The organism is Streptomonospora litoralis (assembly GCF_004323735.1).
Taxonomy (GTDB): domain Bacteria; phylum Actinomycetota; class Actinomycetes; order Streptosporangiales; family Streptosporangiaceae; genus Streptomonospora; species Streptomonospora litoralis.
In genome coordinates this window covers 3,595,914-3,616,569 of the sequence record NZ_CP036455.1, presented here as the reverse complement: position 1 = coordinate 3,616,569, position 20,656 = coordinate 3,595,914, and the positions used below count along the sequence as shown (strand labels likewise).

At 72.9% G+C, this 20,656-nt stretch carries 15 protein-coding genes (1 of these 15 running past the window's edge); 9 read left to right on the top strand and 6 right to left on the bottom strand.

The window, feature by feature from the left end:
* Positions 1-5 precede the first annotated feature (5 nt).
* Entirely contained in the window at positions 6-1,115 is a 1,110-nt protein-coding gene (locus tag EKD16_RS15185; RefSeq protein ID WP_131098986.1) for a DegT/DnrJ/EryC1/StrS family aminotransferase, read from the bottom strand.
* 217 nt (positions 1,116-1,332) lie between these two features.
* Here EKD16_RS15185 and EKD16_RS15180 point away from each other — a divergent pair, with 217 nt between their 5' ends.
* From EKD16_RS15180 to rfbB, 3 genes are all read left to right on the top strand, one after another.
* The gene (locus EKD16_RS15180) at positions 1,333-1,749 is read left to right on the top strand and encodes a cold-shock protein (protein ID WP_131098985.1); all 417 of its coding nucleotides are present in this window, start codon (positions 1,333-1,335) and stop codon (positions 1,747-1,749) included.
* A 116-nt stretch (positions 1,750-1,865) separates the two neighbouring features.
* Complete coding sequence (gene rfbA, locus EKD16_RS15175) at positions 1,866-2,753, top strand: glucose-1-phosphate thymidylyltransferase RfbA (protein WP_131098984.1); 888 nt, start codon at positions 1,866-1,868, stop codon at positions 2,751-2,753.
* Between the two features lie 9 nt (positions 2,754-2,762).
* A complete protein-coding gene (gene rfbB / locus EKD16_RS15170) occupies positions 2,763-3,737 on the top strand; it encodes a dTDP-glucose 4,6-dehydratase (protein WP_131098983.1) in 975 nt (324 codons plus the stop codon).
* Positions 3,738-3,837: 100 nt separating this feature from the next.
* Here rfbB and EKD16_RS15165 read toward each other — a convergent pair whose 3' ends face one another.
* Positions 3,838-5,211, bottom strand: a complete 1,374-nt coding sequence (locus tag EKD16_RS15165) for an NDP-hexose 2,3-dehydratase family protein (RefSeq protein WP_131098982.1) — start codon at positions 5,209-5,211, stop codon at positions 3,838-3,840.
* Entirely contained in the window at positions 5,208-6,434 is a 1,227-nt protein-coding gene (locus EKD16_RS15160) for a class I SAM-dependent methyltransferase (protein ID WP_131098981.1), read from the bottom strand. The genes EKD16_RS15165 and EKD16_RS15160 overlap by 4 nt, the downstream gene beginning before the upstream one ends.
* A 308-nt stretch (positions 6,435-6,742) precedes the next feature.
* Here EKD16_RS15160 and EKD16_RS15155 point away from each other — a divergent pair, with 308 nt between their 5' ends.
* From EKD16_RS15155 to EKD16_RS15140, 4 genes are read left to right on the top strand one after another with little or no spacing between them, the layout of a single operon-like run.
* Positions 6,743-7,690 carry an ABC transporter ATP-binding protein gene (locus EKD16_RS15155; RefSeq protein ID WP_131098980.1) on the top strand — a complete coding sequence of 316 codons (948 nt, stop codon included), beginning with the start codon at positions 6,743-6,745 and terminating at the stop codon, positions 7,688-7,690.
* Positions 7,687-8,439, top strand: a complete 753-nt coding sequence (locus EKD16_RS15150; protein ID WP_131098979.1) for an ABC transporter permease — start codon at positions 7,687-7,689, stop codon at positions 8,437-8,439. The genes EKD16_RS15155 and EKD16_RS15150 overlap by 4 nt, the downstream gene beginning before the upstream one ends.
* A 10-nt stretch (positions 8,440-8,449) precedes the next feature.
* A complete protein-coding gene (locus EKD16_RS15145) occupies positions 8,450-9,658 on the top strand; it encodes a sensor histidine kinase (RefSeq protein WP_207391309.1) in 1,209 nt (402 codons plus the stop codon).
* Positions 9,655-10,260, top strand: a complete 606-nt coding sequence (locus EKD16_RS15140) for a response regulator transcription factor (RefSeq protein WP_131098978.1) — start codon at positions 9,655-9,657, stop codon at positions 10,258-10,260. The genes EKD16_RS15145 and EKD16_RS15140 overlap by 4 nt, the downstream gene beginning before the upstream one ends.
* A 61-nt stretch (positions 10,261-10,321) precedes the next feature.
* Here the strand turns inward: EKD16_RS15140 and EKD16_RS15135 are convergent, their stop codons facing one another.
* Both EKD16_RS15135 and EKD16_RS25405 read right to left on the bottom strand, forming a co-directional pair.
* Positions 10,322-10,930: a dTDP-4-dehydrorhamnose 3,5-epimerase family protein gene (locus EKD16_RS15135; RefSeq protein ID WP_131098977.1), complete on the bottom strand. Its 609-nt coding sequence runs from the start codon at positions 10,928-10,930 to the stop codon at positions 10,322-10,324.
* Between the two features lie 139 nt (positions 10,931-11,069).
* Positions 11,070-11,246 (bottom strand): hypothetical protein, encoded by a 177-nt coding sequence (locus tag EKD16_RS25405; protein ID WP_165498582.1) that lies wholly within the window; start codon positions 11,244-11,246, stop codon positions 11,070-11,072.
* 180 nt (positions 11,247-11,426) lie between these two features.
* On the opposite strand from EKD16_RS25405, the gene EKD16_RS15130 reads away from it, so the two are divergent.
* The gene (locus tag EKD16_RS15130) at positions 11,427-12,617 is read left to right on the top strand and encodes a macrolide family glycosyltransferase (RefSeq protein WP_165498581.1); all 1,191 of its coding nucleotides are present in this window, start codon (positions 11,427-11,429) and stop codon (positions 12,615-12,617) included.
* Here EKD16_RS15130 and EKD16_RS15125 read toward each other — a convergent pair.
* Positions 12,598-13,479, bottom strand: coding sequence for a TIGR03621 family F420-dependent LLM class oxidoreductase (locus EKD16_RS15125; protein WP_131098975.1), 882 nt, complete (start codon positions 13,477-13,479; stop codon positions 12,598-12,600). The genes EKD16_RS15130 and EKD16_RS15125 overlap by 20 nt on opposite strands.
* Positions 13,480-13,675: 196 nt before the next feature.
* Here EKD16_RS15125 and EKD16_RS26150 point away from each other — a divergent pair, with 196 nt between their 5' ends.
* On the top strand, positions 13,676-20,656 hold the 5' portion of the coding sequence (locus EKD16_RS26150) for a type I polyketide synthase (RefSeq protein ID WP_131098974.1). 5,901 nt of this gene lie beyond the right edge of the window; the window shows 6,981 of its 12,882 coding nt (coding positions 1-6,981); it begins with the start codon at positions 13,676-13,678; the stop codon falls past the right edge of the window.

Sequence of the window (20,656 nt, the reverse complement as noted above, 5' to 3'; positions counted from 1 at the left end):
GATCTTCAGGAGGTGGCCAGGACGTCGCGCAGCGCCTTGACGACGAGGTCCTGCCGCTCTGGAGGGAGGGACGGATACATCGGCAGGGAGAAGATCTCCCCGGCGAGCCGCTCGGTGACCGGCAGCGCACCCTCGGAGTAGCCGAGATGGGCGAATCCCGACATGGTGTGCACGGGCCAGGGGTAGCTGATGTTCAGCGCGATCCCGTAGGACTTCAGCTCCGCCATGATCTCCTCGCGCCGCGGATGGCGGACGACGTAGACGTAGTAGACGTGCTCGTTGCCCTCGGCCGTGCGCGGCAGGAGCAGCCCGGTGTCTGCGAGCGCCTCCTCGTAGCGCCGGGCGACCCGCCGGCGCCCTTCGGCGTAGGCGTCCAGCCGGGTCAGCTTCCTGCGCAGTATCTCGGCCTGCACGGCATCCAGACGGCTGTTGTGGCCGGGCGTGCCGACGACGTAGTACCGGTCCTCCATGCCGTAGTAGCGCAGCCGGCGCAGCGCCGCGGCGGTCCCGTCGTCGGAGGTGGCGACCGCTCCGCCGTCGCCGTAGCCGCCCAGCACCTTGGTCGGGTAGAAGGAGTACGCGGCGGCGCTGCCGAAGGTCCCGGCGAGCCGGCCGCCCTGCCGCGCGCCGTGCGACTGCGCGCAGTCCTCCAGCACCGGCAGCGAGTGGCGCTCGGCGATCGCCTGGACGGCGTCCATGTCGACGCACTGGCCGTAGAGGTGCACCACCAGCAGGCACCGGGTGCGGTCGGTGATCGCGGCCTCGACCTGGTCGACGTCCATCAGGAAGTCCGACTCGCGCACGTCGACGAACACCGGGACCGCGCCGATCTGGTCGATCGCGACCACGGTGGGCGCGGCCGTGTTCGACACGGTGACGACCTCGTCGCCCTCCCGCACGCCGAGCGCGCGCAGGCCGAGCACCAGCGCGTTGGTGCCGTTGTCGACGCCGACGCAATGCCGCAGCCCGTGGTATTCCGCGAACTCGCTCTCGAATCCGCGGACGCTGGGGCCGAAAACAAGCTGGCCCGACTCGAAAACGGTTTCCACCGCGTCCATTATGTCGGCGCGCTCGTCTTCGTACTCGTCGAGGTAGTTCCATACGCGTATCGTCATGGGCGCCCCCTACTGCCGTCTTGGACAACCGGTTATCTCCAGGCCTAGCGCAATCTATTCCGAATGCCGGGGGTTTCGCCAGGGCGTCGGCCATGTTAAGGGCCCCTAGAACGGCGCCGATATGACTCGGGGCGGATAGGGGTACCAGCGGGCGAGCGGACTGTGCCATCATCCACAGCGCCGGTGCGGTTAGGCATTCGAGGTTGGACGGTGCTGTATGGAGACGGGATTGGTCGTGCGTTTCGACGAGGAGCGCGGTTACGGCTTCATCGAGCCGGACGCCGGCGGCGAGGACGTCTTCATCCACGCCTCGGCACTGGACGAGGAGATCAAGGCGCAGCTGCAGACGGGCCGGCGGGTCCGGTTCGACTCGGTGGGCGGCCATCGCGGCAAGAAGGCCTTCGACGTGCAACTCGTGTCCGCGCCGGCCGGCTTGGAGCCCGCGCCGGTCTCACCGCGGCCCGCCGTGAGTGGGGCCGACGAGGAGACCGCGGAGGTGCTGTCGGAGGAGGAGCTGCGCTGGCGGGTCACCGAGATGCTGCTGGATGTCGCGCCCGAGCTGAGCGGGGCGCAGGTTCTCGCGGTGCGCAGCGCGTTCGGCCGGTTCGCCGGCGAGCGCGGCTGGACGGGCTGAGCCCGGTGCCCGACGGCGGGTGGCGGCGCACAGCCGGGATGGGCGGTGCTGAGGCGGGGAGCTGCTGCGGGGCTGGGCGGTGGGGTCCGGGTCGGCTGCGGATCTCTGGGGGAGACGTGAAAGGAATCATTCTCGCGGGCGGGTCGGGAACCCGTCTGCATCCGACCACTCTGTCGGTGTCGAAACAGATTCTCCCGGTCTACAACAAACCGATGATCTATTATCCGCTGTCGGTTCTGATGCTGGCCGGAATACGCGAGATCCTGATCATATCCACGCCACGGGACCTGGATTCGTTCCGCGGTCTGCTGGGTGACGGGTCGAGTCTGGGGATCGAGCTGAGCTACGCCGAGCAGGAGAAGCCGAACGGGCTCGCCGAGGCGTTCATCATCGGCGCCGACCACATCGGCGGCGACTCCTGCGCGCTGATTCTCGGCGACAACATCTTCCACGGCCCGGTGTTCTCCACGCTGCTCCAGGAGAACGCCGGAGACGTCGACGGCTGCGTGCTTTTCGGATATCCGGTGAACGATCCGGGACGCTACGGCATCGCCGTGCTGGACGCCGAGGAGCGGCTGGTCGCCCTGGACGAGAAGCCGGAGCGGCCGCGGTCGAACTGCGCGGTGACCGGGCTGTACTTCTACGACAACGACGTGGTCGAGATCGCCCGCGGCATCGAGCCGTCGTCCCGCGGCGAACTGGAGATCACCGACGTCAACCGCACCTACCTGGAGAACGGCAACGCGAAGCTGGTGGACCTGGGCCGCGGCTTCGCCTGGCTGGACACCGGGACGCACGACGCCCTGCTGCAGGCCTGCCACTACGTGCAGACGATGGAGCAGCGCCAGGGCATCCGCATCGCGTGCCTGGAGGAGGTGGCGCTGCGGATGGGGTTCATCGACGCGGACTCCTGCTACCGCCTGGGTGCCGCCCTTTCGAGTACCGACTACGGCCGATACGTCATGGACATCGCCCAGGAGTTCGCCCCGGGCGTCGCAGAATAGGGGTCCGCAGTGCGCATCATGGTCACCGGCGGCGCCGGTTTCATCGGGTCCCACTTCCTGCTGGACCTGCTCGACGGCAGCTACCCCGGCCTCACCCCTACCGAGGTCGTCGTCCTGGACAAGCTCACCTACGCCGGCGACCGCCGCGTCCTGGACGGCATGCGGGACGCCCGGCTGTCGTTCGTCCGGGCCGACATCTGCGACCGGCCGGTGGTGCTGCGGCTGATGAAGGGCATCGACCTCGTCGTCCACTTCGCGGCCGAGACCCACGTCGACCGGTCTATCGCCGGCTCCGACGAGTTCCTCCAGACCAACGTCGCCGGTACGCAGAACCTGCTGCACTGCGCTCTGGAGGCGGGGGTGGGGCGGTTCGTGCACGTCTCCACCGACGAGGTGTACGGGTCGATCGAGGAGGGCTCCTGGGACGAGGCGTGCCCGCTGGAGCCCAACTCCCCCTACTCCGCGTCGAAGGCGTCCTCCGACCTGCTGGTGCGCTCCTACCACCGGACCTACGGCCTGGACGCGTGCATCACGCGGTGCTCCAACAACTACGGTCCCCGCCAGTTCCCGGAGAAGGTGATCCCCCGCTTCGTCACCACCCTGCTGGAGGGCGGCGGGGTGCCGCTCTACGGCGACGGGTCCAACGTGCGCGAGTGGCTGCACGTCAGCGACCACTGCCGGGGCGTCGCACTGGTCGCCGAGAAGGGCCGGGCGGGCGAGACGTACAACATCGGCGGCGGCGCGGAGCTGAGCAACCGCGAGCTGACCGGGCGGCTCCTGTCGATCATGGGCCTGGACTGGGACCGGGTGCGGCGGGTGCCCGACCGCAAGGGCCACGACCTGCGCTACTCGGTGGACCACAGCAAGATCGCCGCGGAGCTGGGCTACGAGCCGCGCATCGGCCTGGACGAGGGGCTCGAAGACGTCGTCCGGTGGTACGCGGGCAACCCGCACTGGTGGAAGGCGCTGACGCAGCCCGCCTGAGGCGGTACGCACGCCTGAGGCGATGCGCGCGCACGCACGCGGCGAGGGCGGGGCCGCCGGTGATCGCGGTCGGCGCCGCCGCCCGGCCCGCCCGCACGGCTCAGCCCGCGGGCCGGCTGCGCAGGCAGGCGACGAGGCTGCGCGCCTGGATGTTCAGGTAGTGGCTGTGCCGGAGCAGAGCGTCGATCTGGGGCAGCGACAGCCACACGTAGTCGGGGTCGTCGTCGGGCGCGGAGGCGTCGTCGACCTCCAGCACCACGTTGCGGGTCCGCGCGTGGTAGAACCGGCCGCCCTCCTCGGACTGGACGGTGTCGAACCGGACGCGCCCGGCCGCGGCGCCCGCGACCGCGTCGAGGAACCGCGGCCGGTGCGCGGCTCGGTCCGGGTAGTTCGCCGGCGTGCACTGCAGCGTCGGCCCCAGCTCCACGCCCTCGCGGAACCCCGGCTCGGTGCGCGCGTGCAGCAGCGCGTGCGGCGTGCCGCCGATGTCCTTCACGAGCAGGGCCGTCAGGCCCCGGCCGCACGGTTCGATCATCGGCTGCGACCACCGGCGCACCTCGCGGCCCTGCGTGGCCACGTCGACGCCGACGACGCGGAAGAAGCGGCCGCTCTCGTGGTGCAGTTCGCCGGCGCCGCTGCGGTGCCACCGCTGCACCGACGCCAGCGGCACGGGCGCCGCCGCGATGTCGGTGCGGGCGCGTGCCGCGGTGATCCGGCTCAGCACGCCGGTGGTGGAGTGCCGCGCGCCCGCGTCGGGGTCGCCGCCGTGGAACGGCAGGCACGACAGCACCGTGCGCGCGTCCATGTTCACCACGTCGTCCTCGGCGAGCAGCGCGTGCACCTGGCCGAGCGTGAGCCAGCAGAAGTCCTCCAGCACGGGCACCGGCTCGTCGGGCGCCTCGACGACCATGTTGCGGTTGTGCTTGCGCAGGAACCAGGAGCCCTGCTCGGACTGCAGGGAGTCGGCGACGACCCGCTCCGGCGGCGGGTCCAGGAAGTACTCGATGTAGGGCACCGCCCTGCCGCGGTGGACGCCGGTGTAGTTGCTGCGCGTGGCCTGCACGGTGGGCGAGAGCTGGAGGCCGTTGACGTTGCCCGGCTCCGTCTTCGCCTGCATCAGCAGGTGCCAGACGCCGTCGAACTCCTTGACCAGAATGCCGAGGACGCCGATCTCGGGCTGGTCGATGATCGGCTGCGACCAGTGCTCGGTAGCGCCTCCGGGGTTGCGCACGTCGAGCCCGCGCACGCTGAAGAACCGGCCGCTCTCGTGGCGGATGTCGCCGGTCGCCGCATCGGCCGCCCAGCCGTCCAGACCGCCGAGCGGCACCCGGGCCACCCGGGCGCGCGCCCGGGTGGCGGCCGCCGCGAACCACGCGCGGAACTCGGGCAGGGAGACGACCCCCTCCGCGCCGAGCCCGGCGGAGCGGGCCACCCGGTCGGCGGCGCCGGCGCGGCCGTCGTCGAGGGCCGTCACAGGATTCCGACCTCGGGGATGTAGGTGATCCACCGGCCCCCGGCGTCGCGGAACTCCTGCTCCTTGGCCATGACCTCCTCGGCGTGGTTCCACGCGAAGAGCAGGGCGTAGTCGGGGTAGTCGGGGTCGCGGAACGCCTCGGCGGGGCGCACCGGGATGTGCGACCCGGGGGTGACGCGGCCCTGCTTGGCAGGAGTGGTATCGCAGACGAACTCCACCAGGTCGGGGCCGAGGCCGCAGTAGTTCGCCACGGTCGCGCTCTTGGCGGTGGCCCCGTAGGCGACGACGCGCTTGCCCCGGTCGCGCAGCTCGGACAGCAGCCGCACCAGGTCGTCGCGGACGGCGGCGACGTCGGCGGCGAAGGCGTCCAGGGTCTCGTTCCGGGCCAGTCCGAGCGCGTCCTCCTCGGCGATCAGGTCGGCCACGGCTGTGCCGGGGGTGAGCGCGCCGGCGTGCGCGAGCGTGTAGCGCACCTCGCCGCCGTGCACGGCCAGGCGCTCCACGTCGACCAGCTCCAGGCCGTACCGGGCGGCGGTCGCCTGCACCGAGCGGGCGGAGAAGAGGTAGTAGTGCTCGTCGTAGATCTGGTCGAAGGAGTTGTGCCGGACCACGTCGGCGAAATAGGGGTCCTCGAAGACGAACACTCCCGACGGCGCGAGGAGCGTGCGGATGCCCTCGAAGACGGAGTCGAGGTAGGGGATGTGGCACAGCGTGTTCGCGGCGTAGACGACGTCGGCGCGGCCCTCGGCGGCCACGATCTCCTCGGCGGTGGACCGCTCGAAGAACCGCGTCCAGACCCGCACACCGCGTTCGCGGGCAGCCTCGGCGACACCGTCGGAGGGGTCGATACCGAGGTGGCGGACGCCGGCGTCGGCGATGGTCTTCAGCATGACGCCGTCGTTGCTGCCGAGTTCGACGGCGAAGCCGCCCTCACCCAGGCGGGTCCGCAGAAAACGCTGCGCGATCTCGGTGAAATGCTCGCGCATGACGGCTGAACCCGAGGAGAGGTACGGGTATTCCTCGTTGAACATCCGGTCGCGCGGTACTTCCCGCATCAGCTGTACCATGGTGCAGGACTCGCAGATTCCGGCGGCGAGGGTGAAGAAATACTCGTCGTCCAGTCGGTCCGGCAGCGGAAAACGGTTGGACAGCGGCTGGCGGCCGAAATCGACGAATTCCCGCAACGGTCCGGCGCAGACGCGGCAGCGGGGGCTTTCGGACATGACTGGTCTCCTCCGGTGTGTCGGGGGCGGGTCGCGGCGGGATGCGTGCCGCCCGCCGAACCGTGCGAGCGTGGTACCGGTTCGGCGCCTGCCGACCCGGCGCGGGATCGGGCTGCCGGGCCCGTATGCCGGATCCGGGCACCATGCTGGCGCCAAGCGCCCGGAATATGCCACCCGTAACTTTTCCGGCGCCGGTGAGCGCGGAATCTAGGGGTGCGATAGGGGATTCGGGCAGGGTGACAGCTGTCATGGCCAACCCGTGATAGCCGATCGAGGCATCCGCCGCCCCTATCCAGCATGCTTAAGGCATGGATGAAACTCTGATCCCCGGTAAGGGACGGGACGGGGGGCGGTTGCGCGACCATTCCGCGGTTTATGCCGACGCGCTGTACAAGCGTTACGGCGACGTGCGCGCCGTCGACGGCGTCGACCTGACCATCGCCCCCGGCGAGGTGGTGGCGCTGCTCGGCCCCAACGGCGCGGGCAAGTCCACCACCGTCGACATGCTCACGGGGCTGGCGCGGCCCGACTCGGGCGAGGTCCGCGTGTTCGGCCACACGCCCGGCGACGCCATCCAGCACGGCCGGATCGGCGCGATGCTGCAGGAGGGCGCGCTCCTGGAGGACGCGACCGTGGAAGAGATGGTCGCCATGGTGGCCTCCCTGCACAACAAGCCGCTTTCCGTGCGGGAGACGCTGCGCTGGGCCGGGATCGAGGACCTCGCCAAGCGCAGGTCCACCAAGCTCTCCGGCGGGCAGCAGCAGCGGGTCCGCTTCGCCATCGCGGCGGTCTCCAACCCCGACCTGCTGATCCTGGACGAGCCCACGGCCGGCATGGACGTCGCCACGCGCCGCGACTTCTGGGCGGCCATGAAGAAGTTCACCGCCTCGGGCCACACGGTCATGTTCGCGACGCATTACCTGGAGGAGGCCGAGGAGGTCGCCGACCGGGTCGTCTTCCTCAAGGGCGGCCGCGTCGTCGCCGACGGCTCGGTCGAGCAGGTGCGCTCACTGGCCGCCGGCCGCACCGTGACCGCCACGATCCCCGGTGCGGACGCGGATGCGGTGCGCGCGCTGCCCTCGGTGGTCGACGTCGAGGTCCGCATGGACAAGGCGACCGTGCTCAGCTCCGACTCCGACGCGACCCTGCGTGCCCTGCTCTCCCGGTTCCCGCAGGCCAGGGACATCGAGGTGGTCGGCGTCGGCCTGGACGAGGCGTTCCTGGTTCTCACGTCGCAGGAAAGCGAGGAGTCATGAAGGGCGGGTACCTCACCCTCGAACTGAGGAGGGTGCTGCGCGAGCCGGGCACGATCCTGTTCGTCCTCGGCTTCCCGGCCGCGTTCTACGTCCTGGAGGTCATCATCTTCCAGGCCGAGTGGCCGGCGGAGAAGGCGCAGTACGAGCCGGCGACCATCCTGATGCCCAGCATGGCCGCCTGGGGCGTGCTCATCTCCGGGATGCTGGTGGGCACCCGCGTGGTCAACGAACGCAAGGCCGGCTGGCAGCGCCAACTGCGGCTGACCCCGCTGTCGAGCGCGAACTACCTGCTGGGCAAGGCGGCCGTGGGGATGGTCGTCGCCGTCCCGCCGCCGTTCGTGGTGGCGCTGGTCGGGGCGCTGTTCCTGGACGTCAGCCTGGAGCCCACCGGCTGGCTCTTCGTCACGCTGCTGGTGTCGATCGGCGGGCTGCCGTTCGCCATCCTGGGCCTGCTCATCGGCCAGTTGGGCACCCGGGAGAACGTCCAGCAGATCACCATCATCGGCATGCTGGTGCTGGCCATCTTCGGCGGCATCTTCATCCCCCTGCAGTCCCTGCCGGCCTGGTTCGTCTACGTCTCCTACGTGACGCCGAGCTACTGGCTCGCCGAACTCGGCAAGGCGGGCGTGTCCACGAGCGGCGTGGGGACGCAGAGTCCTGTCCTGGCCGGGGCGGTTCTTCTAGCATGGTCGGTCGTACTGGCGGTGGCGGTGGTCTGGCGCTACCGGCACGACTCGGCTCGGAGCTGAACGGCACCTGATGAGCACATCGGAGGCGGAGAACACCTCCGCCGCGCACGGGTGGCGCGAGGAGATCGGCCCACGGCTCCTCGCGCCGCCGTCGGCGTCGCACGGGCGCCGCGCGCTGTGGACGTCCGTGGGCCTGACGCTGCTGTTCAGCGCGCTGATGCTGCCCTACGGCATCAACGCGCTCGACGGGCTCGAACCTCCGCGGCGGCAGTGGGCGATCGGCGTGGGCACCGCCTACATCGGCTCCTACCTCGTGTTCGTCGCGCTGGGGGAGTCCAAAGCATGGGGCGTGCGCCTGTTCATGTGCGCGCTCCTGCTGATCCTGGGCGGCGCGCTGGTGTTCCTCATGGGCGTCAAGAACGCCTGGGTCCTGGTCTTCGCGCTGTGCGTGATCAGCGCCTTCGCCCGTACGGCCCTGGCAGTGGGCGCGGTCGTGCTCTCGGTCGGGGCCGTCGGGGGGACGGCCCTGCTCTCGGGGACCCTGGGTGCGGTCATGCCCGAGCTGGTCCTGCTGGCCTCGGTCGGCACCGCTATGATCCTGTTCATCCGCCTCGTCGAGGCGAACGAGCAGCTGCGCCGGGCCCGCGACCGCATCGCGGCGTTCGCCGTCGTCGAGGAGCGGGAGCGCGTCGCCCGGGACCTGCACGACATCCTCGGGCACAGCCTCACCACCATCACCGTCAAGGCCGGGCTCGTGCGCCGCCTACTGGAGAGCACCGGCCAGCCGGCCGTGGCCGAAGAGGCCGGGGAAGTCGAACGGTACGCCCGCCAGGCCCTGGCCGACGTCCGCGCCACGGTTTCAGGCTACCGGTCGGTCACCCTGGCCGGCGCGCTGGCCGAGGCCGGTTCGGCGCTGCGCGCCGCCGGGATCACGGCCCGGTTGCCGCAGGCCGTGGACGAGGTCGACCCCCGGGTGCAGCAGGTGTTCGGCTACGTTGTGCGCGAGGCGGTGACCAACGCCGTGCGCCACTCCGGTGCCTCGGCCGTCGAGGTCCACTTCGGCCGCGACTGGCTGGTCGTGGAGGACGACGGGCCGGGAACCGGGCCGGTGGAGACCGGCAACGGCCTGCGCGGGCTGCGGGAGCGCGTCACGGCGCGGGGAGGCGACCTGCAGGCGCACCGGTCGGCGGGCGGAGGCTTCGTCGTGCGCGCCGAGGTGCCCGTCGAGGGCGGTCGGAACGGGGCGGGCGCGGGGGCGCACGAGGGAGGTACGGATTGATCAGGGTTCTCCTCGCCGACGACCAGGCCATGGTGCGCGGCGCGCTCGCGTCCATGCTCGACCTGGAGGCCGACATCACCGTCGTGGCGCAGGCGGGGTCGGGGGACGAGGCGCTGGCGGCCGCCCGCGAGACCAGCCCCGACGTGGCGCTCATCGACATCCAGATGCCCGGCAAGGACGGGCTGGCCGTCGCGTCCGAGCTGCACGAGTCCATGCCCCGGTGCCGCATCCTGATCTGCACCACCTTCGGCCGGCCCGGCTACCTCTCCCGCGCGATGGCGGCCGGCGCCACCGGCTTCGTGGTCAAGGACGCGCCGCCCGAGGACCTGGTCAAGGCGATCCGCGACGTGCGCTCGGGCATCAAGGTCGTGGACCCCGCGCTGGCCACCGAGTCGCTGACCCACGGGATCAACCCGCTGACCTCCCGGGAGCAGGAGATGCTGCGGGCCGTCGGACGGGGGAGCACCGTCGACGAGATGGCCGCACAGCTCCACCTCACCGAGGGCACCGTGCGCAACCACCTCTCGGCGGCGATCGGCAAGACCGGCACGCGGACCCGGTCCGAGGCCGCGCTGGTGGCCGAGGAACGCGGCTGGCTGTGAACCGGCCCGGCCGGGAGGCGGCCCCGGCACGCGGCCGGCCGCCGCCCGGCGCGGGCGCGGTTCACCCTCGCGCAAACTCCTTCGCCACCCCGAGGCAGCGGCTGTAGTCGGGCAGCAGCCCCGCGGACAGCGCCTCCGCCAACAGGGGGGCCGCCTGGTCCCGGGCCGACTGCACCGGCGTGATCTCCGCGGGGATGGGGAGGTCGGCGAATTCGGGGCTGGCCACCGAGACGGACAGCTCGTTCGCGGGGACGTACTCCGCGGAGAGCAGGTAGCAGATCACCGTCTCGTCCTCCAGCGCCACCACGCCGTGGCCCACCCCGACGGGCAGGTACACGGCTTTCGGCTCGGCCGTCCCCAGCTCGACCGCGTCCCAGCGGCCCCAGGTGGGCGAGCCGACCCGGAGGTCGACCACGAGGTCGAGCGCACGGCCCGCCGGGCAGTAGACGAACTTGGCGCACCCCGGCGGGGTCGCCGTGAAGTGGACCCCCCGGATCACGCCGCGGCGCGAGCGGGTGAAGCTCGCCTGCCGGAGCGGGAAGGGCGGGTGCCCGAGCGCTTGGGCGAAGCCGGACTCCGTCAGCGCCGAGGCGAAGGCCCCCCGGTCGTCGGGGAATTCCGGGAAACCGAACTCCACGGCTCCCTCGACATCGAGAACACGGAAACTCATAGTGATTCCCTATTGTTGCGCCACCGCAGCGCCCGGGGATACCCCTAAGAAAATTCAGGGGCCCCAGACCTGCTCTTGAGGCGGGACCCCGACTTGCCCCCGGAACGGTTCATCCGGGACGCTCCGAACCGGATACCGGTCAGGCCTGCTTGCTGCCCATCTTGCTCAGGCTCAGGCCGATGGCGACGCCGACGACGACACCGATGGGGATGAGGATGTGCGCCCCGATGACGACCGTGCCGACACCCCAGCCGATCAGTCCGCCGACGATGGAGGTGGCGGACATGATGGCGATCTGCTTGCTGCCCTGACCCATTACAGTACTCCTTTTCCGCTAGCCGAATACGGCGGCGATTGCCGTCCGCTTCGTCGTCTGGTTACATGTTGCCGGTCAGCGGCAATCCGTACATAGGGATATTGTCACGTCGATCGGATGACAGGTGTCATCCGGCGCTTCGGCTCAATGCGGCGACCTTTATGGAACGGGACGGGTGTCATGGCGCACATCGCTTTCCTCGCGCCTCCGGCGGTGGGGCACATCAATCCGACGCTGGGGCTCGTCGCCGAGCTCGGCGCACGCGGCCACCGGGTGAGCTACCTGGTCGGCGAGGAGCACGCCGGGCGGGTCGAGCGGGCCGGAGCACAGCCCGTGACCTATGCGACGACCATGCCGGGCTCCTCGGACAAACCCCTCACCCTGCAGGGCTTCGACGTCGCCCGGGGGCTGCTGGCGGGACTGCGCGAGACCCGCATGCTCTCCGAGCACCTCGACGAGTGGTTCGCCGAGAACCGCCCCGACCTGGTCGTCTTCGACGGCCTGGTCGCGTGGTGGGGGCGGCTGCTGGCCTATCGGCACGGCATCCCCGCGGTGCCGTCGTGGGCCAACTTCGTTTCCAACGACGAGTGGTCGCTGACCGACCGCTACGTCAAGTTCCCCAAGCTCGACCCGCGGCTGTACTGGTTCATCCTCCGGATGCAGCGGCTCGCCGCCCGCGACGGACTGTCGGTGATCGAGCTGATGGACTCGCTCGGCCGCGGCGTACCCGGCCACCTGGTCTTCCTGCCCCGCTCGTTCCAGTACGCGGGCGACACCTTCGACGACACGTTCCACTTCGTCGGGCCGTGCCTGCGGCCGCGCGAAACCGGGGAGCGCTGGCAGCCGCCGTCCGAGGCCCCGGTCTTCCTGGTGTCGCTGGGTACCCGCTACCACAACCAGCCGGGCCTCTTCTCGACCGTCATGGAGGCCTTCGCCGACACCGAGTGGCACGTCGTGCTGGTGATCGGACCCGACGTCGACCCCGCCGCGCTCGGCGACGTGCCGGCGAACTTCGAGGTCCGCCCCAGCGTCCCGCAGCTCGACGTGCTCGAACACGCGCAACTGTTCCTCACCCACGCCGGCATGGGCAGCGTCATGGAGGCACTGCACTTCGGCGTCCCGATGATCGCGGTGCCGCAGATGGGTGAGCAGCGCGCCAACGCCGACCGGCTGGAGCAGCTGGGCCTGGGCCGTGCGGTGGCTCCCGACGCCCCCGACCTCGCGGAGCGGCTGCGCGCCTACGCCGCCGAACTGCCCGCGGACGCGTCGGTGCGCAAGGCCGTCTCGGCCGTCCAGGAGGAGATGCAGCGGGAGGGCCTGGCCGCCGCGGTGGACGTCGTCGAGTCGGCGATCAGCGAACCTGTTCGATGACCTTCGCGAAATCCTCCAGCGCCGGCTCCATCACCGTGAAGTAGGTGATGCCGAAGTCCTCGCTGTGCCGGTGGAGCTGCTCGGCGATCTGGCGGGCGGTGCCGATGAACAGCGTGGGGACCTCCAGCAGCTGGTCGACACCGAGGTCGGGGGCGTAGCGGCCGAGTTCGGCCGCCGCCGCCCGGCGGTCGGTGGTCAGCACCGTCTGCTTGGAGAGGACGTTGAACACGGGCGGAGCCGTGCGCCCCGCGCATTCCCGGCGCACGAAGCCGACCCGCTCGCGCAGTGCCGGCGCGTCCACCAGCCCGGTCCGGCCGAACTCCGGGCGGAACGGCGCCCCGGTGAAGCTGACGACCTCGGCTTCGTGCGCCGCGAGCCGCAGGACCCGCTTGCCGTGGCCGCCGACCACCAGCGGCGGGCGCGGCCGCTGGACGGGCAGGGGGGAGTCCTCCGCTCCCAGCAGCTCCTCCAGCCCGGTCACCGCGGATTCGAGCCCCGCCACCCGGTCGGCCGGCGTGCCGAAGGGGATACCGGCCGCCTCGAATTCCCGCTCGACATATCCCGTGCCCAGCCCGAGTTCCAGGCGGCCGTCCAGCAGCAGATCCGTCGTCGCGATGTCCCTGGCCAGCAGGGCGCGGTTATAGAGATTGCTGTTGACGACGTAGGTGGCGATACGGGCGCGGGTGGTCGCCGCGCCCGCCAGTACGGCCGACGGAAACGGCGACATGAGGTTCAGGTGATCCGGCACGCCGATCACGTCGTAGCCGAGATCCTCCGCTCGCCTGCATTTCACCTTCCATTGTTCCGGCGTGCATCCGGACGAGATCATCACCACGCCGAATTCAAGTGCTCGATTGGCCATGGTCAACAGTAACGCGCGTACTCGCGGCCGGTCCCGCGGCGCAGCGAATTCAGGGGGCTAGGGGGCGCATTCTAGGGGTTGTTGTCCGCCCGCCACCGGCGGCAGTGTCTATTGCCGAGCGCGTTCGGGTCTCATCAGTCGGGCCTCGCCGGAAGGTGGAGATGGTGCTGGAAATCGCACGCGGCGGTGTGGATTCATGACTGCGGTAGACAACGACACGGCGGTGGCCGTCGTAGGGATCTCCTGCAGACTGCCGATGGCGCCCGACCCGCAGCGGTTGTGGCAGGTGCTCCGCGAGGGCGTGGACGCGGTCGGCGAGGTTCCGCCGGGACGGTGGGACGACGGCCGGGAACTGGCCGGGTTCGTCGGCCGCGGAGCCTTCCTGGACGACGTCGAGGGCTTCGACGCGCCGTTCTTCGGCATCTCGCCCCGCGAGGCGGCCGAGATGGCCCCCCAGCAGCGGCTCTCCCTGGAACTCGTCTGGGAGGCGCTGGAGGATCTGGGCGCCGACGTGCGCGGCCTCACCCGAGCCGGACTCTACGTGGGCGCCATGGACGAGGACCACACGGTCCTGCGGTCCGGGGCGGCGCAGGCGGGTATCACCCCGCACACCGCCACCGGGTCGGCGCGCTCCATGATCGCCAACCGGGTGTCCTACGCGCTGGGGCTGGACGGCCCGAGCATGGTGATCGACACCGGACAGTCGTCGTCGCTGGTCGCGGTGCACATGGCGTGCGAGAGCCTGCGCTCCGGCGAGAACGACGTCGCCGTGGCCGGCGGCGTGCACCTGAACCTCTCCGGCCGGGTCACCGCCGAGATGGGCGCCTTCGGCGCGCTGTCGCCCGAGGGCCGCTGCCACACCTTCGACGAGCGGGCCGACGGGTTCGTGCGCGGCGAGGGCGGCGGCTTCGCGGTGCTCAAGCCGCTGCGCGCCGCGCTCGCCGACGGCGACCGCATCTACGGGGTGCTCTCCGGCAGCGCGGTCAACAACGACGGCGGCGGCGACGGACTCACCGCGCCCAGCGCCGACTCCCAGGCGCGCGTCCTGCGGTCCGCGCTCAGCCGCGCGGGCGTGTCCCCCGAGGCCGTCGGGTATGTGGAACTGCACGGGACCGGAACCCCCGCCGGAGACCCGGTCGAGGCCCGGGCGCTGGGCGAGGCGCTGGGCGCCGCCCGCGGAAGCGAAGGTCCGCTGCCGGTCGGTTCGGTCAAGACCAATCTCGGGCACCTGGAGGGTGCCGCGGGCATCGCCGGCCTGCTGAAGGCGGTGCTGGCGGTCCACCACGGGGAGCTGCCGCCCAGCCTCAACTTCGCGCGGCCCAACCCCGCCATCCCGCTGGAAGGGCTGAACCTGCGCGTGGCGACCGACCGCGAGCCCTGGTCCGCGGCGCCGGTGGCCGGTGTCTCGTCGTTCGGCATGGGCGGGACGAACTGCCACGTCGTGGTCACCGCGCCGCCCGAGGCCCCCGACCGCCCGGCGGAGCCCGGGCGGCGTCCGGCCGCCGTGCCGTGGGTGGTCTCGGGGCACAACCCCGCTGCCCTGCGCGCGCAGGCGGCGCGGCTGGCCGACTTCGCGGCCGCCGACGCCGACGCCGACGCAGCCGCCGACCCCGCCGACATCGCATACTCGCTGCTGACCGCCCGCACCCCGCACGCCCACCGGATGGCCGTCTGCGGCGGCGACCGCGACGAGCTGCTGCGCGGCCTGCGTGCCTACGCAGACGGAGCGCCCAGCCCCGGCGCCGTCGAGGGCCGCACCGCCGACGGCGCGACCGCGGTGCTGTTCACCGGGCAGGGCGCGCAGCGCCTCGGCATGGGCCGCGGCCTGCACGCCGCGTTCGACGTCTTCGCCGACGCCTTCGACGCGCTCGCCGACCGGTTGGACGAGCGGCTGGAGCACCCGCTGCGCGAGGTGGTCTGGGCCGAGCCGGGCTCGCCGCGGGCCCATCTGCTCGACGAGACGGTCTACACCCAGTGCGCGACGTTCGCCCTGGAGGTGGCCCTCTACCGGCTCTTCGAGCACTGGGGCGTCGCGCCCGGCCACCTGCTCGGCCACTCCATCGGTGAGCTGTCGGCGGCGCACGTCGCCGGGGTGCTGGACCCCGACGACGCCTGTGCGCTCGTGGCCGCCCGCGGGTCGCTGATGCAGGCGCTCCCGGCCACCGGCGCCATGGTCTCGGTGCAGGCGCCCGAGTCGCGCGTGGCGCCGCTGGCCGCCGAGCGCGCCGGCGCCGTCGACGTCGCCGCGGTCAACGGCCCCTCGGCCACCGTGATCGCCGGAGAGCGGGAGGCGGTCGAGGAGATCGCCGCCAGGCTGGGGGAGGAGGGCGTCAAGACCCGCCGCCTGCGCGTCAGCCGCGCCTTCCACTCGCCCCTGATGGACCCGATGCTGGAGGAGTTCCGGCTGGTCGCGGCGGGGCTGGACTACCGCGAGCCCGCCGTGCCCGTGGTCTCCAACGTCACCGGCCGCCCGGTCGAACCCGGTGAGATCACCGGCCCCGAGTACTGGGTGCGCCACGCCCGGCGGGCGGTGCGGTTCCTGGACGGTGTCCGCACCCTGGAGCGATCCGGCGTGACGCGGTGCCTGGAGCTGGGGCCCGACGGGGTGCTGGCGGCCGCCGCCCGGGAGGCCTACACCTCGCCGGCGGCGTTCACGCCCGCCCTGCGCCGGGACCGCGACGAGGCCCGCACCGCCGTATCCGCCCTGGCCGAGCTGCACGTCCACGGCGAGACGCCGGACTGGGAGGCCTTCTTCGGCGGCGGGGCCCGGCGGGTGCCGCTGCCGCGCTACGCCTTCCAGCGCCGGGCCTACCCCGTCCCGACCGGTCCGCGCCAGCCGACCGCGGCACCCGAACCCGGCCCCGCGCCGACCGCGGCCGACACAGGCGAGCCCGCCGAGCCGGTCGGCGCCGGGACGCCCGAGTCCGCCCCGCCTGCCCCGGCCGACCCGCTGGCCCTCGTCCGCGCCCACACCGCCGCGCTGCTCGGCTACGACGGCCCCGACGACATCGACCCCGGGCTGGCGTTCAAAGACCTCGGGATGAACTCCCTCACCGCCGTGGAACTGCGGGACCAGCTCGCCCGCGCCACCGGGGCCGACCTCGCCGGCTCCCTGGTCTTCGACCACCCCACACCCGCTGCTCTCGCCGCCCACGTGGCCGCGGGCGGCGCGCAACAGGTCCCGGCCGCCCCCCGCTCGACGGCGCCGTCGGCGGCCGAGCCCGTCGCGATCGTCGCCATGGCCTGCCGGTTCCCCGGCGGCGCCGACACTCCCGAACGGCTGTGGGAGCTGCTGGAGGAGGGGCGCGACGCCGTCGGCCCCTTCCCCGACGACCGCGGCTGGGACCTGGGGGCGCTGCTGGACTCCGACGGAGGGCGCGGCGGCACCAGCTCCACGCGCGAGGGCGCGTTCTTGGGCGACGCCCCCGAGTTCGACCCCGAGTTCTTCGGCGTCTCGCACCGCGAGGCCGCCGCGATGGAGCCGCAGCAGCGCCTGCTGCTGGAGACCTCCTGGGAGGCCGTGGAACGGGCCGGGATCGCCCCCGACTCGCTGCGCGGCAGCGACACCGGGGTGTTCGTGGGCGCCATGCCGCAGAAGTACGGCCCGCCCGAGGCCGAGGCCGGCGAGGACGTCGCCGGGTACCTGCTGACCGGGACCACCACCAGCGTGGCGTCGGGCCGGATCGCCTACACGATGGGTCTGGAGGGGCCCGCGCTCTCGGTGGACACGGCGTGCTCCGCCTCGCTGGTGGCGATCCACCTCGCCGTGCGCGCGCTGCGCAACGGCGAATGCTCGCGTGCGCTGGCCGGCGGCGCCACCGTCATGTCCGAGCCTGGTATCTTCGCCGAGCTCAGCAGGCAGGGCGCGCTGTCCCCCGGCGGCCGGTGCCGGTCGTTCTCGGCCGACGCCGACGGGACCGGGTGGGGCGAGGGCGCCGGGGTGCTCTACCTCGAACGGCTCGGCGACGCCCGCCGCCGCGGCCACCGGGTGCTGGCCCTCCTGCGCGGCAGCGCGGTCAACCAGGACGGCGCCAGCAACGGGCTCACCGCACCCAACGGGGTGGCCCAGCACCGCGTCATCCGCCAGGCGCTGGCCGACGCCGAACTGGAGCCGGGCGACGTGCAGGCGGTGGAGGCCCACGGCACGGGCACCCGGCTGGGCGACCCCGTGGAGGCGAACGCGCTGGCGGCCACCTACGGGTCCGGCGGCGAGGGCGACGCCCCGGTGTGGCTGGGCTCGCTGAAGTCCAACGTCGGCCACACGCAGGCGGCCGCCGGTGTCGGCGGCGTGATGAAGATGGTGCTGGCGCTCGGCCGCGGCACGCTGCCGCAGACGCTGCACGTCGGCGAGCCCACACCGCACGTGGACTGGGACGCGAGCCGGCTGCGGCTGCTCACCGAGGCGCGCCCCTGGCCGGAGGCGGCGGGGCCGCGCCGCGCCGCCGTCTCGTCGTTCGGCATCAGCGGCACCAACGCGCACGCGATCCTTGAGGAAGCGCCCGCCGAGGCCGCGGCCGAGGACGGCGCCGCCGGTGCCGAAGCGCCGGAGGACGGTGCGGAGGCGGCCGAATCCGCCGCGCCCGCCGGACCGCTCGACGCCGTGCCGGTCGTGCTCTCGGCCCGCGACGAGACCGCCCTGCGCGCCCAGGCGGGGCGGCTGCGCGAGCATGCGGCACGCGAGGCGCCCGACCTCGCCGACCTCGGATCCGCCCTGCTGACCACCCGCACCGCGTTCCGCTCCCGCGCGGCCGTGATCGCCGCCGACACCGCCGAACTGCTCGACGGCCTCGCCGCCCTGGAGCAGGGGCACGGCACGGTCGAGCCGGTGCTGGGCACCGCCCCCGCCGAGGCGCCCCGCACCGCCTTCGTCTTTCCCGGCCAGGGCTCCCAGTGGCCGGGGATGGCCGCGGAACTCTGGCAGGCCTACCCCGCTTTCGCCGCGGAGCTGGAGTCCTGCGCCCAGGCGCTGCGCCCGTTCGTCGACTGGGAACCGATGGACGTGCTGCTGGAACGCCCGGACGCCCCGCCCCTGTCGCGGGTGGACGTCACCCAGCCGGCGCTGTTCGCGACCATGGCCTCGCTGGCGGCCCTGTGGCGCGCCCACGGCGTGGAGCCGGCCGCGGTGGTCGGCCACTCCCAGGGCGAGATCGCGGCGGCCTACGTGGCCGGCGGGCTCAGCCGCCGCGACGCGGCCCGCGTGGTGGCCATGCGCGCAAGGGCCTGGTGGGAGCTGCGCGGCCAGGGCGCCATGCTCTCGGTCGCGCTGCCCGCCGACGAGGTGCGCGAACGCCTGCACCGCTTCGGCGACGCGCTGGCGGTCGCGGCGGTCAACGGTCCCGGATCAGCCGCCGTCTCGGGCACTTCCGCCGCGGTCGAGGAGCTGCTGGCCGAGCTGACCGCCGAGGGTGTGATGGCCCGGCGCATCCCCGACGTCGACGTCCCCGGCCACTCCCCGCAGGTCGAGGTGCTGCGCGACCGGCTGCTGGAGGATCTGGCCCCCGTCGCGCCGCGCACCTCGGACGTGCCGTTCTACTCGACGGTGACCGGCGGCCTGCTGGACACCGCCGGACTCGACGCGCACTACTGGTACCGCAACGTCCGCGAGCCGGTGCGCTTCCACGACGCCGCGGGCGCGCTGCTCGACGCGGGGACGGGGGCGTTCCTGGAGGCCGCACCGCATCCGATGCTCGCGGTGCCGATGCGCGAGACCGCCGAGGAGCACCGGCGGCCGGCGACCACGCTGGCCACCCTCGTCCGCCGCGACGGCGGCCCGCGCAGGTTCCTCACCGCCCTCGCCGAGGCGCACGCCAACGGCGTCGGCGTCGACTGGGAGCGGGTGTTCGGCCGCAGGCGCCCCGTCGACCTGCCCACCTACCCCTTCCAGCGCCGCCGGTACTGGCTGACCCCGCCGCAGCGCACCGGCGACGTCTCCGCCGCCGGGCTGGTGCCCGAGTCGCACCCCCTGCTCGCCGCCGGAACCGTCCTGCCCGCCACGGGTGAGCTGCTCTTCACCGGGCGCGTCGGCGCCGACGACCACCCCTGGCTGGCCGATCACCGCGTCCGCGGCAGTGCCGTCGCGCCCCCGGAGCTGTTCGTGGACCTGGCCCTGCACGTCGGCGGGCAGGTGCGCTGCGACGTGGTCGAGGAGCTGACCGTCGAGCGGCCGATGCCCGTCCCCGAAGCGGGGGCGCTGACGCTGCACGTGCTGGTCGGTCCCGCCGACGACTCCGGGCACCGCCTCCTGCGGATGTACGCGCGGGCGGCCGGCGCCCCCGAGGCCGACTGGACGCTGCACGCGCGCGGTGTCCTCGCCGACGAGGAGCCTGCCGCGCCCGAACCGGCCGACCGGCTCGGCGGCACGCCCGCCGAGGGCCCCGACTACGCCGGGCTCGCCCGGCACGGCCTGAGCCTGGGACCGGCCCTGCAGACCGTGACCCGCGCCCGGCGCAGCGGCGCGGAACTGGAGGCCGAGACCGCCCTCGGCGAGACCGGGGGCGCCGGCGCCGCTGACGCGCCGTTCGTGCTGCACCCGGCGCTGCTCGCCGGCGCCGTGCACGCCCACCGCTGCGAAGCGGGCCCGGCTGCGATGGCGACCTCCTGGCGGCGCGTGGCCGTCTTCGCCGCCGGCGCCGAAAGCCTGCGGGTCCGCATCACCCCGGCAGGGCCCGACGAGGCGCGCCTCGTCGCCGTCGACGGCCAGGGGCGGCCGGTGCTGTCGGCCGCGTCGGTCGCCTTCACCGAGCCCGGCCCGGAGTGGAGCCGCGCCGCAGCCGCGCCGGGCACCGACGCGCTGTTCCGCGTCTCCTGGGTGCCGCGCCGCGACCTGACCGAGGCGGCGGAGCCGCCCGCGACCGCACCGCTGCGCTACGACCCGGCCGGCCGGCCGCCGGACCTCGCAGAGGCGACCCGCCTCGCCCTGCACGACGTCCTCGGGCCGCTCCAGGAGGCCGCCGCGGGCGAGGACCGGCTGGCCGTCGTCACCCGCGACGCGGCGGCCGTCGGCGACGGGACCGCCGCGGACGCCGACCCCGTCGCGGCCGCGGTGTCGGGCCTGGTCCGCTCGGCGCAGGCGGAGAACCCGGACCGGATCGTGCTCGCCGACGTCGACGGCACGCCCGAGTCCGAGGCCGCGCTGGATGCGGCGCTCCGCTGCGGCGAACCGGAGTTCGCGCTGCGC